The sequence below is a fragment of the Mesorhizobium sp. SP-1A genome (assembly GCF_032460275.1).
GTDB lineage: Bacteria > Pseudomonadota > Alphaproteobacteria > Rhizobiales > Rhizobiaceae > Mesorhizobium.
On record NZ_JAVXZD010000005.1, the window covers coordinates 284,919 to 297,437 of the forward strand.

Annotated in this window: 11 protein-coding genes; 4 read left to right on the forward strand and 7 right to left on the reverse strand. The window is 66.5% G+C overall.

Annotated elements, in window-relative coordinates; genetic code table 11:
• Positions 1-28 precede the first annotated feature (28 nt).
• Positions 29-547, reverse strand: coding sequence for a 50S ribosomal protein L19 (gene rplS, locus QU595_RS22860; RefSeq protein WP_315926243.1), 519 nt, complete (start codon positions 545-547; stop codon positions 29-31).
• Between the two features lie 317 nt (positions 548-864).
• Between rplS and QU595_RS22865 the strand changes: the two genes are divergently transcribed.
• A complete protein-coding gene (locus tag QU595_RS22865) occupies positions 865-1,617 on the forward strand; it encodes a sulfite exporter TauE/SafE family protein (RefSeq protein WP_315926495.1) in 753 nt (250 codons plus the stop codon).
• On the opposite strand, the gene trmD is transcribed toward QU595_RS22865, so the two are convergent.
• Together trmD and rimM are read right to left on the reverse strand one after the other, a co-directional pair.
• Entirely contained in the window at positions 1,599-2,300 is a 702-nt protein-coding gene (gene trmD, locus QU595_RS22870; RefSeq protein WP_315926245.1) for a tRNA (guanosine(37)-N1)-methyltransferase TrmD, read from the reverse strand. The two genes, QU595_RS22865 and trmD, sit on opposite strands and share 19 nt — an antisense overlap.
• Positions 2,297-2,896: a ribosome maturation factor RimM gene (rimM, locus tag QU595_RS22875; protein ID WP_315926247.1), complete on the reverse strand. Its 600-nt coding sequence runs from the start codon at positions 2,894-2,896 to the stop codon at positions 2,297-2,299. Before rimM ends, trmD begins: the two co-directional genes overlap by 4 nt.
• Positions 2,897-2,964: 68 nt before the next feature.
• Here rimM and QU595_RS22880 point away from each other — a divergent pair, with 68 nt between their 5' ends.
• From QU595_RS22880 to QU595_RS22890, 3 genes are all read left to right on the forward strand, one after another.
• The gene (locus QU595_RS22880) at positions 2,965-3,903 is read left to right on the forward strand and encodes a tyrosine recombinase XerC (RefSeq protein ID WP_315926249.1); all 939 of its coding nucleotides are present in this window, start codon (positions 2,965-2,967) and stop codon (positions 3,901-3,903) included.
• Between the two features lie 65 nt (positions 3,904-3,968).
• A complete protein-coding gene (locus QU595_RS22885; RefSeq protein WP_315926251.1) occupies positions 3,969-5,030 on the forward strand; it encodes a TraB/GumN family protein in 1,062 nt (353 codons plus the stop codon).
• A gap of 140 nt (positions 5,031-5,170) precedes the next feature.
• Entirely contained in the window at positions 5,171-5,566 is a 396-nt protein-coding gene (locus QU595_RS22890) for a hypothetical protein (protein WP_315926253.1), read from the forward strand.
• A gap of 88 nt (positions 5,567-5,654) precedes the next feature.
• Here the strand turns inward: QU595_RS22890 and lpdA are convergent, their stop codons facing one another.
• The 4 genes from lpdA to sucD all read right to left on the reverse strand — a co-directional run bounded on the left by lpdA (position 5,655) and on the right by sucD (position 12,477).
• A complete protein-coding gene (gene lpdA / locus QU595_RS22895) occupies positions 5,655-7,058 on the reverse strand; it encodes a dihydrolipoyl dehydrogenase (protein ID WP_315926255.1) in 1,404 nt (467 codons plus the stop codon).
• Positions 7,059-7,149: 91 nt separating this feature from the next.
• Positions 7,150-8,448, reverse strand: a complete 1,299-nt coding sequence (odhB, locus tag QU595_RS22900; protein ID WP_315926257.1) for a 2-oxoglutarate dehydrogenase complex dihydrolipoyllysine-residue succinyltransferase — start codon at positions 8,446-8,448, stop codon at positions 7,150-7,152.
• A 25-nt stretch (positions 8,449-8,473) separates the two neighbouring features.
• Complete coding sequence (locus QU595_RS22905; protein ID WP_315926259.1) at positions 8,474-11,476, reverse strand: 2-oxoglutarate dehydrogenase E1 component; 3,003 nt, start codon at positions 11,474-11,476, stop codon at positions 8,474-8,476.
• A gap of 89 nt (positions 11,477-11,565) precedes the next feature.
• Positions 11,566-12,477 (reverse strand): succinate--CoA ligase subunit alpha, encoded by a 912-nt coding sequence (gene sucD, locus QU595_RS22910; RefSeq protein ID WP_315926261.1) that lies wholly within the window; start codon positions 12,475-12,477, stop codon positions 11,566-11,568.
• Positions 12,478-12,519 lie beyond the last annotated feature (42 nt).

A 12,519-nucleotide genomic window follows, 5' to 3' on the forward strand; every position in this document is an offset into this window, starting at 1 on the left:
TTTGAAACCGGCTGGACCGAAGTCCGGCTTATTCGGCGGCCGTCTCGGCGGCCGCGGCCTTTTCCGCGGCTTCCTGCGCGGCCTTCTCGGCGGCGAGCGCCTCGGCGGCGGCGATCTTCTCGGCCTCGATGCGGGCCTTTTCGGCGTTCAGCGCTTCACGCTCGGCATCGTTCAGCTTGCGGGCGCGCACGCCGGTGTTCTCCGAAATGCGGGCCGACTTGCCGCGACGGTCGCGCAGGTAATAGAGCTTGGCGCGGCGCACCTTGCCGCGGCGCACGATGTCGACGCCCTCGACCATCGGCGAGAAGACCGGGAACACGCGCTCCACGCCTTCGCCGTAGGAGATCTTGCGGACGGTGAAATTTTCCTGGAAGCCGGAGCCGGAGCGGGCGATGACGACGCCCTCATAGGCCTGCACGCGGGTGCGCGAGCCTTCGGTGACGCGCACGTTGACGCGCACGGTGTCGCCGGGCTGGAATTCGGGCAGCTTGCGCTTGGCTTCGATCTTGGCGGCCTGTTCGGCCTCGAGCTGACGGATGATGTCCATCTCAAAAATCCACTTCTTGTTCTTCCGACAGCCAGAGCGCCCTGCGCTCGCCTTGCAGTTCCTTCGACCGCTCGGCTATGCCTTTTGCCGGAGCATCGGGCAGGGGCGACTACACCGCCATTGTTGACGGGCCCGACAGGCCTTCCCATCGGTTCGGCGGCACATACAGCTATTTTGCCCGTTTGTCACGCCCCGTTTGTCATGCCCGTTTGTCATGCCTTGTCGCTGTTTATTTACGCGGCGGCCACGCCTGCGGCTTGCACGAGGGCCGCATGCTTTCTACAGCCGGAACCGGTCTCTTCAATGCGGGCGGTGCAATGGCCTTCCTCGATATCGTGACGCTTTTCCTGGCGGGCGTGCTTTCGGGCGCGGTCAACGCCGTCGCCGGCGGAGGCACCTTCCTCACGTTCGGGGCGTTGACGCTGACCGGTTCGCTGCCGATCACCGCCAACGCCACCTCCTCCGTCGCGCAATTCCCCGGCTATATCACCTCGACGCTCGCCTATTGGAGCGATATCCGCCACATGTGGCGCGGGGCGCTGCTGCTTTGCCTCATCTCGGCCGCCGGTGCGCTTGCCGGCGCGCTGATCCTTTTGTCGCTCTCCAATCCCTCCTTTCGCGCGCTGGTGCCCTGGCTGCTGATCGCCGCCACCGCGCTGTTCGCCGCCGGTCCCTGGCTCAAGCCGAAACCGAAGGCCGGCGTCAAGCCGCGCACGGGCTCGCTTGCCGGCTCGGCCGTGCAGTTCTGCACGGCCGTCTATGGCGGGTTCTTCGGAGCCGGCATGGGGGTGATGATGCTGGCCACGCTCGGCCTTACCGAAAGCGGTGACTATCACAGGCTGAACGCGCTGAAGAACATGCTTTCCATCGTCATCGCGGCGGTGGCGATCGCGGTCTTCGTCTCGGGCGGGGTGGTGGCGTGGCCGCAGGCGGCCGCGATGGTGCCGGGCGTGGCGCTGGGCGGCTATGGCGGGGTGTGGCTGGCAAAGCGTGTGCCGCAGCCGCTGTTGCGCGGCTTCGTCATCGCCGTCGGCCTCATCCTGGCCGGTTACTATTTCGTGCGGGGCTGAACCAGGGAAAGCAGGTCGGGCCGCCGCTCGCGGGTCAGCCGCTCGGCCTCGGCGTGGCGCCATGCCGCGATCCTGGCATGGTTGCCGGAGGTCAGCACCTCGGGAATCGTCCGGCCCTCGAAGTCCTGCGGGCGCGTGTAGTGCGGGTGTTCGAGCAGACCGTTCTCGAAACTCTCCTCCTCGCCGGAGCGCTCGTTGCCCATCACGCCGGGCAGCAGCCGCACCACCGCGTCGAGCAGCACCAGCGCGGCCGGCTCGCCGCCGGAGAGGATGAAATCGCCGATCGAGACTTCCTCCAGTCCGCGCGCCTCGATGACGCGCTGGTCCACGCCTTCGAAACGTCCGCACAGAATGGTGGCGCCGGGTCCGGCGGCAAGCTCGCGCACCCTTTCCTGCGCCAGCGGCCTGCCGCGCGGGCTCATCAGCAGGCGCGGGCGCGGATCGCCTTCCGGCGAGGCGTGGTCGATCGCGCGGGCCAGCACGTCGGCGCGCATCACCATGCCGGCGCCGCCGCCGGCCGGCGTGTCGTCCACGGTGCGGTGGCGGTCGGTGGCGAAGTCGCGGATCTGGATCGCCTCCAGCGACCAGGTGCCCGCCTCCAGCGCCTTGCCGGCCAGCGACAGGCCGAGCGCGCCCGGAAACATCTCCGGATAAAGGGTCAGCACGGAAGCCCGAAAGGTCACCGGTTGCCTCCGGCATCCTTCGGCCCGCGCGGCCGGCTTTTGGCGGGGTCGAAATCCTCGGCGTCCGGCGCCTCGCCGTCCTCTTCCTCGACCAGCCCCGCCGCCACCGGATCGATGCGGACGAAACCGCCCGCAATCGAAACTTCCGGCACAGCCGCCTTGGAAAAGGGGATGAGCACGCCCTTGCGCCCGCCCAGCATCAGGTCGAGGATGTCGCCGCCGCCGAAATTCTGCACCGCGCTCACCTTGCCGATCACCGCGCCGGTCGCGTCCTGCACCGCGAGGCCGACGAGATCGGCATGATAGAACTCGTCTTCTTCTTCGTCCGGCAAGGCGGACCGGTCGACGAACAGTTCCGTGCCGTTCAGCGCTTCGGCAGCACTTCGGTCGTTCACGCCCTTGAAGCGCACGACCACCACCGTGCCGGCCGGGCGGATGTCAGCGATCTCGAAGGCGCGTCCGTCCCTGGCATAGAGCGGACCGTAATCGCCCAGCGCCAGCGGATCGCCGGTGAAGGTCTTCACGCGCAACTCGCCCTTGATGCCGTGGGCGGCGCCGACCACGGCCATCTGGATCGGGTTTTCGGGCTTGGGCATCGTCCGGCTTCACCGCTTGCTAACCTGACAGGGAAATACTGACTTATTCAATCGGACCTCCGCTGCCAATGCAGGAATTCCTCATCTCGGCCAAGCCTGACCTCCAGGCCGCCCGCGAAAGCTGGCTGAAGGCGCTGGCGGCCGAGCGCCGTCTCTCCGCCCTGACGGTCGAGGCCTATGAGCGCGACACGCGCCAGTTCCTGCAATTCCTCACCGGCCATTGCGGCGGCGCGCCGGGCATCGCCGACATCAAGGATCTCAGGCCGGCCGATCTGCGCGCCTTTCTCGCTTCGCGCCGAGCGACGGGGGCGGGCGCGCGCACTTTGGGGCGGGGACTTGCCGGCGTGCGCTCGTTTTTGCGCTTCCTGGAACGGCGCGGTCTGGTCAACGCGGCCGGCGCCGCCGCGCTGCGCGCGCCGAAACAGCCGAAATCCCTGCCCAAGCCGCTGACGGCGCCGGATGCCAAGCGCGTCGTCTCCGCCGGCGAGCAACTGGCCGAGGAGCCGTGGATCGCCGCGCGCAACGCGGCCGTGTTGACGCTGCTCTATGGCTGCGGCCTGCGCATTTCCGAAGCGCTCGGGCTCGACGGAGCCGATCTGGCTTCGGCCGGCGAAACCGTGCTGCGCATCACCGGCAAGGGCGGCAAGACGCGGCTGGTGCCGGTGCTGCCGGTGGCTTTCGCCGCCGTAGCGGAATACCGCCGGCTGTGTCCGTATCATCTCGGGACCGGCGCACCGCTGTTTCGCGGTGCGCGCGGCGGACCACTCAATCCGGCTATCGTCCAGCGCGAGATGGCCGGGCTGCGTTCGGCCTTGAACCTGCCGGACACGGCCACGCCGCACGCGTTGCGCCACTCCTTCGCCACGCATCTGCTCGGCCGCGGCGGCGACCTGCGCACCATCCAGGAACTGCTCGGCCATGCCAGCCTGTCCACCACCCAGATCTACACCGGCGTCGATACCGCGCGGCTTCTGGAAATCTACGACGCCGCGCATCCGCGCGCGTGAGCCGTTGCGACAATTTTGCGTGGCCGATTAACCGTTTCGCCGTCTTTTGCGCCTAGAGCGATGGCATGAAACGCATCATGGCCATGGCTGACCGCGCGGCGCTCCTGTCGCTCAAGGGGCTGGTCGCGCTCAACCTCCTGTTCTTGCTGTCCTTCCTGGTCATTCTGCTGCTTGCGGGCCGGGCCGGGGCCGAAACCGTCTGCTCCGGCAAGGACATGACGGCGGCGCTGCAAAAGGACGATCCGGCGACCTACGGCAAGATCGAAGCCGAAGCGGCGGCGACGCTCAACGGGGAAGGCCTGCTCTGGAAGCTGGAAAGGCCGGGCGAGCGGCCGTCCTGGCTGTTCGGCACCATGCACCTGACCGATCCGCGCGTCGTCACCCTGCCGGCGGCGGCGCAAAAGGCTTTCGACGCTTCCGGCACCGTCGTCATCGAGACCACGGAGGTGCTCGACCAGGCCAAGATGATGGCGGCGCTGGCGAAGGAGCCGGAGCTGATGATGTTCACCGACGGCACCACGCTGGCCTCGCTGCTGTCGTCCAAGGATGCCGCACTGGTCGACAAGGGGCTGGCCGCGCGCGGCATCTCGATGGCTGCCGTCGCCAAGATGAAGCCGTGGATGCTTTCGGCCATGGTGGCGCTGCCGGCCTGCGAGATGGTGCGCAAGGCCGAAGGCGCGCCGGTGCTCGACGTCAAGCTCGCGCAGGAAGCCAAGACGCAGGGCAAGGATCTCGAAGGGGTCGAATCCGTGGCGGACCAGCTCCATGCCATGGCTTCGCTGCCGATCTCGCTGCACATGAAGGGGCTGGTCGAGACGCTGAAGCTCGGCGACAAGGCCGACGACCTCTCCGAAACCATGGTCGTGCTCTATCAGCGCGGCCGGATCGGCATGATCTGGCCGCTGCTGCGCGCCGTGGTGCCGGACGAGGCGGGTGGTCCGGACGGCTATGCCGCTTTCGAGGAGGCGCTGGTCATCAGCCGCAACAAGGTGATGGCCGAGCGCGCGCTGCCCATCCTCAAGAAGGGCGATGTCTTCATGGCGGTGGGTGCCCTGCATCTGCCCGGCCCGCAAGGACTCGTCGAGCAGTTCCGCAAGGCCGGTTACGTCGTCACACGGGCCGATTGAGGGCAACTGGACCGATTTTGGTTCATTTGGGCCGGGTCGAAGGCTCGATCCGGTGCTTTCCTGCCCGAATTTTGAAACTTCATCAGCGGTGACGCGTTGTGTCGGCGTTACTTGATGCCTTTCATCGAGGAGGACTGACCATGGCCAACCCGCCCAATAGCCCGGATCCCAACGATCCGCGGCTGAACGACCCCTTGAATCCCGTACCGCGCTCTTCCGATCCCGTGCGTGGCGGACCAGCCGCCCCGCCACCGCCACCGAGTGGCGGCGGCAGCAGCACATGGCTGATCGTGGTGATCGTCATCGTGCTCGCCGTCATCGCGTTCTTCGTGTTCGGTCGCAACAAGGCCGAGACGCCCGCTGAACCGCCGGCGGCCAGCCAGACGACGCCCGCCCCGGCGCAGCCGGAGCCGACGAAGCCGGCCGAGCCGGCGCCTGCGCCTTCGACGACGCAGCCTGCGCAGCCTGAACCGGCAAAGCCCGCGCCCGCTCCTGCCCCCGCGCAGCCGGCTCAACCTGCCCAGCCGGCACAGTAAGGTCAGAAATGCGAAAGGCCCGCCGCTCGGCGGGCCTTTCTTTTGTGAAAAGAGGGACGGGGAAACCGCGCAGCGGTTTGACTGGCCGTCAAAGATGGATCGGCTTGAAATAGGCGGCCAGCGCGGCTTCCTTCACCGCTTCCGACATGGTCGGATGGGCATGGCAGGTGCGGGCGAGGTCTTCGGCCGAGCCGCCGAACTCCATCAGCACCACCGCCTCATGGATCATCTCGCCGGCGCCGAAGCCGACGATGTGGCAGCCCAGCGCCTTGTCGGTCTTCTTGTCGGCCAGGATCTTCACGAAGCCGTCGGTGTGCAGCATGGCGCGCGCCCGGCCGTTGGCGGTGAAGGGGAACTTGCCGACCTTGTAGTCGATTCCGGCCTTCTTCAGTTCCTCCTCGGTCTTACCGACGGAGGCGACCTCCGGACTGGTGTAGACCACGCTCGGGATCACGTCGTAGTTCACGTGACCGGCCTGCCCGGCGATGGTTTCGGCCACCGCGACGCCCTCGTCCTCGGCCTTGTGGGCGAGCATCGGCCCGGCCACCACGTCGCCGATCGCCCAGATGCCCGGCACGTTGGTGCGCAGATGCGCGTCGGTCTTGACGCGACCGCGCTCGTCGGTCTCCACGCCGGCTTCCTTCAGCCCGAGTTGGTCGGCATAGGCGCGGCGGCCGGTGGCGACCAGCACCACATCAGCCTCGACGGTTTCGGCAGCGCCGCCCTTCACCGGCTCGAAGGTTACGGAAACGCCCTTCTTGGCTTTCTTGACGCCGGTGACCTTGGCGCCGAGCTTGAATTCGAAACCCTGCTTGGACAGCAGGCGCTGGAACTGCTTGGCGACCTCGCCGTCCATGCCGCCGAGGATCGTATCGAGGAACTCGATCACCGTCACCTTGGCGCCGAGGCGCGCCCAGACCGAGCCGAGCTCAAGCCCGATGACGCCGCCGCCGACCACGATCAGGCGCTCCGGCACCTTTTCCAGCGACAGCGCGCCGGTGGAGGAGACGACGGCCTTCTCGTCGAAATCCACCTCCACGCCCGGAATGCCGGCAACGTCGGAGCCGGTGGCGATGACGATGTTCTTCGCCTCAATGTCCTGGACCTTGCCGTCCTCGCCGGTCACCGCGACCTTGCCGGCGGAGACGATCCTGCCGGTACCGCGATACGTGTCGATCTTGTTCTTCTTGAACAGGAAGGCGACGCCGCTGACATTGGCCGCCACGGTGGCGTCCTTGTGGGCCATCATCTTCGGAAGGTTGAGCTTCGGCTGAACTTCGACGCCCAGCGTGTCGAAGGAATGTCCCGCCTCGGCGAACATCTCTGACGCATGGAGAAGGGCCTTGGAGGGGATGCAGCCTATGTTGAGGCAGGTGCCGCCGAAGGTTTCGCGCTTCTCCACCACGGCGACCTTGAGGCCGAGCTGCGCGGCCTTGATGGCGCACACATAGCCGCCCGGTCCCGACCCGATCACCACCACGTCGTAAGCCATTCTTTCGTCCCTCTTCACATAGACGACCGCTCCGGCGGACAGGCCGCGGCTGGTCGGATCGGTAACTACAGGCAGATGAGGCCGGCGTTCGTCACAGGTCGAGTACCAGACGCTCCGGATCCTCCAGGGTTTCCTTGACGCGCACCAGGAAGGTGACGGCTTCCTTGCCGTCGACGATGCGGTGGTCGTAGCTGAGCGCCAGGTACATCATCGGGCGGATGACGATCTGGCCGCCGACCACGACCGGCCGCTCCTGGATCTTGTGCATGCCGAGGATGCCCGACTGCGGCGCGTTCAGGATCGGCGTCGACATCAGTGAGCCGTAGACGCCGCCATTGGAGATGGTGAAGGTGCCGCCCTGCATGTCGGCCACGGAGAGCTTGCCGTCGCGCGCGGCGACGCCGAGGCGGGCGATTTCCTTCTCGATCTCGGCGATGGACATCCTGTCGGCGTCGCGCACGACCGGGACCACGAGGCCCTTGTCGGTGCCGACCGCCACGCCGATATGGGCGTAATTCTTGTAGATGAGGTCGGTGCCGTCGATCTCGGCGTTGACCGCCGGAATCTCCTTCAGCGCATAGGTCACCGCCTTGGTGAAGAAGCCCATGAAGCCGAGCTTCACGCCGTGCTTCTTCTCGAACAGGTCCTTGTACTTGGCGCGCAGGTCCATCACCGCCTTCATGTCCACCTCGTTGAAGGTGGTGAGCATGGCCGCGGTCGCCTGGGCGTCCTTGAGACGCCGCGCGATGGTCTGGCGCAGCTTGGTCATGCGCACGCGCTCCTCGCGCGCGGCATCCTCGCCGGAAGACGGCGCACGGGCGGCCGCCGGGGCAGCCGGCGCGGAACCAGCCACGGCCCTGGGCGTCTCGGCAGGCTGCGAAGGCGCGCCCTGCGCCACCGCCTCCAGCACGTCACCCTTCAGGACCTGGCCGCGCTTTCCCGAGCCCGTGACCTGATCGGCCGACAGGTTGGATTCGGCCAGCAGCTTGGCGGCCGAGGGGGCCGGCGGCATCCTGCGTTCCTCGACCTGGCTGTCGCCGGCGATCCTGGCCGTCTGCGCGGCGGCTTCCTTCGAGGTCGAGGCCGCGGTCGGCGCCGATGCCTGCGCCACGGCGGTGTCCTGCCTGGGCGCGGGCGACGATGGCTTGGCGGCGCCGTCCGAGATCGAGCCGAGCAGCGCGCCGACCCCGACCGTCTCGCCTTCCTTCACGGCGATCTCGGCCAGCGTGCCGGCGGCGGGCGCGGGCACCTCGACGGTCACCTTGTCGGTCTCCAGCTCGAGCAGCGGCTCGTCGACGGCGACGGCGTCGCCCGCCTTCTTGAACCATTTACCGACGGTTGCCTCGCTGACGGATTCGCCGAGGGTGGGAACCTTGATTTCGGTGGCCATGGGTCGTTTCCGTTCCTGTTGACGTCTATTCGCCGAGCGCGTCTTCGAGCAGCGCGGCGAGTTGTGCCAGATGCTTGGACATCAGGCCCGTGGCGGGCGAGGCGGATGCCGGCCGCCCAGTGTAGCGCACGCGCTGGTGCTTGGCGTCGATATGGGCGAGCACCCATTCCAGATAGGGATCGATGAACGACCAGGCGCCCATGTTCTTGGGCTCCTCCTGGCACCACACCATCTCCGCGTTGCGGAACCGGGACAGTTCGGTGATGAGCGCCTTGGCCGGGAACGGGTAGAGTTGTTCGACGCGCAGCAGGTAGATGTCGTTGATGCCGCGCTTCTCGCGTTCCTCGTAGAGATCGTAATAGACCTTGCCCGAGCACAGCACGACGCGGCGGATCTTGGAATCCTTGACCAGCTTGATCGGCTGGTCGGGCAGAAGCTGCGCGTCGTCCCACAACAGGCGGTGGAACGAGCTTTCGCCCGACATCTCGGCGATGGTGGACACCGCCCGCTTGTGGCGCAGCAGCGATTTCGGCGTCATCAGGATCAGCGGCTTGCGGAAGTCGCGCTTCAATTGCCGGCGCAGGATGTGGAAGTAGTTGGCTGGCGTCGTGCAGTTGGCGACCTGCATGTTGTCTTCGGCGCAGAGCTGCAGGAAGCGCTCCAGGCGCGCGGACGAATGCTCCGGTCCCTGGCCCTCGTAGCCATGCGGCAGCAGGCAGACGAGGCCGGACATGCGCAGCCATTTGCGTTCGCCAGACGAGATGAACTGGTCGAACACCACCTGCGCGCCGTTGGCGAAGTCGCCGAACTGGGCTTCCCAAAGGGTGAGTCCCTTCGGGTCGGCGAGGCTGTAGCCATAGTCGAAGCCGAGCACCGCCTCTTCCGACAGCATGGAGTTGATGACCTCGTAGCCGGCCTGCGCGGGCGAGAGGTTGTTGAGCGGGATGTAGCGGGTCTCGTCGCGCTGGTCGTAGAGCACGGAATGGCGCTGCGAGAACGTGCCGCGCTCCGAATCCTGGCCCGAAAGGCGGACCGGATTGCCGTCGAGCAGGATCGAGCCGAAGGCCAGGGATTCGGCCGTCGCCCAGTCGATGCCCTCGCCGGTCTCGATCGCCTGGCGGCGGTTGTCGAGGAAGCGGCGGATGGTGCGGTGGACCTCGAAGTCCTTCGGCACTTCGGTCAGCTTCTTGCCGATCTCCTTCAGCACCTTCACCGGCACCGCAGTCTTGCCGCGGCGCAGCTCGTCCTGGTTGTCGGCGGCGCGCAGGCCCGACCAGGCGCCGTCGAGCCAGTCGGCCTTGTTGGGCTTGTAGGATTGGCCGACTTCCCATTCCGCTTCCAGATGGGCGCGCCAGTCCGCCTTCATCTTGTCGAACTCGGCCTGGGTGACGTAGCCTTCGGCGATCAGCCGATCGGCATAGATCTGCACCGTCGTCTTGTGGTTGCGGATCGAGCGATACATGATCGGCTGCGTGAAGGCCGGCTCGTCGCCCTCGTTGTGGCCGAAGCGGCGGTAGCAGAACATGTCCACCACCACCGGCTTGTGGAACTTCATGCGGAACTCGGTCGCCACCTTGGCGGCGAAGACCACGGCTTCGGGATCGTCGCCGTTGACGTGGAAGATCGGCGCCTCGATCATCTTGGCCAAATCCGACGGATAGGGCGAGGAGCGCGAGAAGCGGGGATTGGTGGTGAAGCCGATCTGGTTGTTGATGATGATGTGCACCGTGCCGGCGACGCGGTAGCCGCGCAGGCCCGACAGGCCGAGGATTTCGGCGATGACGCCCTGTCCGGCGAAGGCCGCGTCGCCATGCAGCAGCAGCGGCAGCACCTTGGCGCGCTCTTCCAGCGGCACGATCTCGTGGCGGGGCGTGCGGCCGTAGAGCTGGTCCTGCTTGGCGCGCGCCTTGCCCATGACGACCGGATCGACGATCTCCAGATGCGAGGGATTGGCGGTCAGCGACAGGTGCACCTTGTTGCCGTCGAACTCGCGGTCGGACGAGGCGCCGAGATGGTACTTGACGTCGCCCGAGCCCTCGACGTCGTCGGGGGCGTAGGAGCCGCCCTTGAATTCGTGGAAGATGGCGCGATGCGGCTTCGCCATGACCTGCGACAGCACGTTGAGACGGCCGCGATGGGCCATGCCGAGCACGATCTCCTTCATGCCGAGCTGGCCGCCGCGCTTGACGATCTGCTCCAGAGCCGGAATCAGAGCCTCGCCGCCGTCGAGCCCGAAGCGCTTGGTGCCCTTGTACTTCACGTCCAGGAACTGCTCGAAGCCCTCGGCCTCGATCAGCTTCTGCAGGATCGCCTTCTTGCCTTCGGCGGTGAAGGAAATCTCCTTGTCCGCGCCTTCGATGCGCTCCTGTATCCAGGCCTTCTCCTCGGGATCGGAGATGTGCATGAATTCGACGCCCAGCGTCGAGCAATAGGTGCGGGCGAGGATTTCCAGCATCTGCCGGATGGTGCCGAATTCCAGCCCGAGCACGTTGTCGAGGAAGATCGGACGGTCGTAGTCGGCTTCGGTGAAGCCGTAATTGGCCGGCGACAGTTCGTTGTAGTCCTCGAGCGGCTTGGCGATGCCGAGCGGATCGAGATTGGCGTGCAGATGGCCGCGCATGCGGTAGGCGCGGATCATCATGATCGCCCGCACCGAATCGCGGGTGGCCTGGTGCACGTCGGCCTCGGTCAGGATCTCGCCCCTGGCGGCCGCCTTGTCGGCCAGCTTGCCCTTGACCTTCTTCTCGATGACCTTCTCGACCATGCCCCAATTGCCGTCGAGGGCCGAGACCAGTTCGCCGTTGGCCACCTGCGGCCAGCCCGGCTTCTTCCACGACGCGCCCTCGGCGTTCTTCTTCACGTCGGCGGCGTCGTCCTTCAACGAGGCGAAGAAATCCTGCCACTGCGGATCGACCGAGGAAGGATCGTTCTCGTAGGCGGCGTAGAGCGCCTCGATATAGTCGGCGTTGCCGCCATAGAGGAAAGAGGTGAGGGAGAATTGATCGTTGGCTTGATCTTGTCGTGCCATTTTTTCTTCGGAGCTGTGGCTCCGTCTCCTGCTTGCGGCAGTCGGCAATCGAAATAGTTGTCGACTGCCGATTGCCGATTGGCGACTGCCTATCCCTTGATCGCTTCGGCCAGTGTCGTGCCGAGACGGGCCGGCGAAGGCGAAACCTTGATGCCGGCAGCTTCCATTGCCGCGATCTTGTCTTCCGCGCCGCCCTTGCCGCCGGAGATGACCGCGCCCGCATGTCCCATGGTGCGGCCGGCCGGCGCGGTGCGCCCGGCGATAAAGCCGGCCATCGGCTTCCTGCGGCCGCGCTTGGCCTCGTCGATCAGGAATTGCGCCGCGTCTTCCTCGGCCGAGCCGCCGATCTCGCCGATCATGATGATGGACTTGGTCTCGTCGTCGGCAAGGAACATCTCCAGCACGTCGATGAACTCGGTGCCCTTGACCGGATCGCCGCCGATGCCGACCGCGGTGGACTGGCCGAGCCCGACATTGGTGGTCTGGAACACGGCCTCATAGGTAAGCGTTCCCGAGCGCGAGACAACGCCCACCGAGCCCTTCTTGAAGATGTTGCCGGGCATGATGCCGATCTTGCACTCGTCGGGGGTCAGGATGCCGGGGCAGTTGGGTCCGAGCAGCCGCGACTTGGAGCGGTCCAGCCGCGCCTTGACGCGCACCATGTCCAGCACTGGGATGCCCTCGGTGATGCAGACGATGAAGGGGATTTCCGCATCGATCGCCTCGATGATGGCCTCGGCGGCGCCTGCCGGTGGCACGTAGACCACCGAGGCGGTGGCGCCGGTCTTTTCCTTGCCTTCCGCCACCGTGGCGAATATCGGCAGATCGACGGTCCTGCCGCCGACGTTGCCCTGCCAGGTTTCGCCGCCCTTCTTCGGGTGGATGCCGCCCACCATCTTGGTGCCGTGATAGGCCAGCGCCTGCTCGGTGTGGAAGGTGCCGGTCTTGCCGGTCAGGCCCTGCACCAGGATCTTCGTGTTCTTGTCGACGAGAATGGACATTCCGTAACCTTTTTCGTTCGCTCGATCCGCGGTCGATGTTGC

What these genes read in the sequence shown, in the direction of transcription:
- rplS (WP_315926243.1), bottom strand. Translation starts at nt 547, where the DNA reads ATGGACATCATCCGTCAGCTCGAGGCCGAACAGGCCGCCAAGATCGAA.
- QU595_RS22865 (WP_315926495.1), top strand. Translation starts at nt 865, where the DNA reads ATGGCCTTCCTCGATATCGTGACGCTTTTCCTGGCGGGCGTGCTTTCG.
- rimM (WP_315926247.1), bottom strand. Translation starts at nt 2,896, where the DNA reads ATGCCCAAGCCCGAAAACCCGATCCAGATGGCCGTGGTCGGCGCCGCC.
- QU595_RS22880 (WP_315926249.1), top strand. Translation starts at nt 2,965, where the DNA reads ATGCAGGAATTCCTCATCTCGGCCAAGCCTGACCTCCAGGCCGCCCGC.
- QU595_RS22885 (WP_315926251.1), top strand. Translation starts at nt 3,969, where the DNA reads ATGAAACGCATCATGGCCATGGCTGACCGCGCGGCGCTCCTGTCGCTC.
- QU595_RS22890 (WP_315926253.1), top strand. Translation starts at nt 5,171, where the DNA reads ATGGCCAACCCGCCCAATAGCCCGGATCCCAACGATCCGCGGCTGAAC.
- lpdA (WP_315926255.1), bottom strand. Translation starts at nt 7,058, where the DNA reads ATGGCTTACGACGTGGTGGTGATCGGGTCGGGACCGGGCGGCTATGTG.
- odhB (WP_315926257.1), bottom strand. Translation starts at nt 8,448, where the DNA reads ATGGCCACCGAAATCAAGGTTCCCACCCTCGGCGAATCCGTCAGCGAG.
- QU595_RS22905 (WP_315926259.1), bottom strand. Translation starts at nt 11,476, where the DNA reads ATGGCACGACAAGATCAAGCCAACGATCAATTCTCCCTCACCTCTTTC.
- sucD (WP_315926261.1), bottom strand. Translation starts at nt 12,477, where the DNA reads ATGTCCATTCTCGTCGACAAGAACACGAAGATCCTGGTGCAGGGCCTG.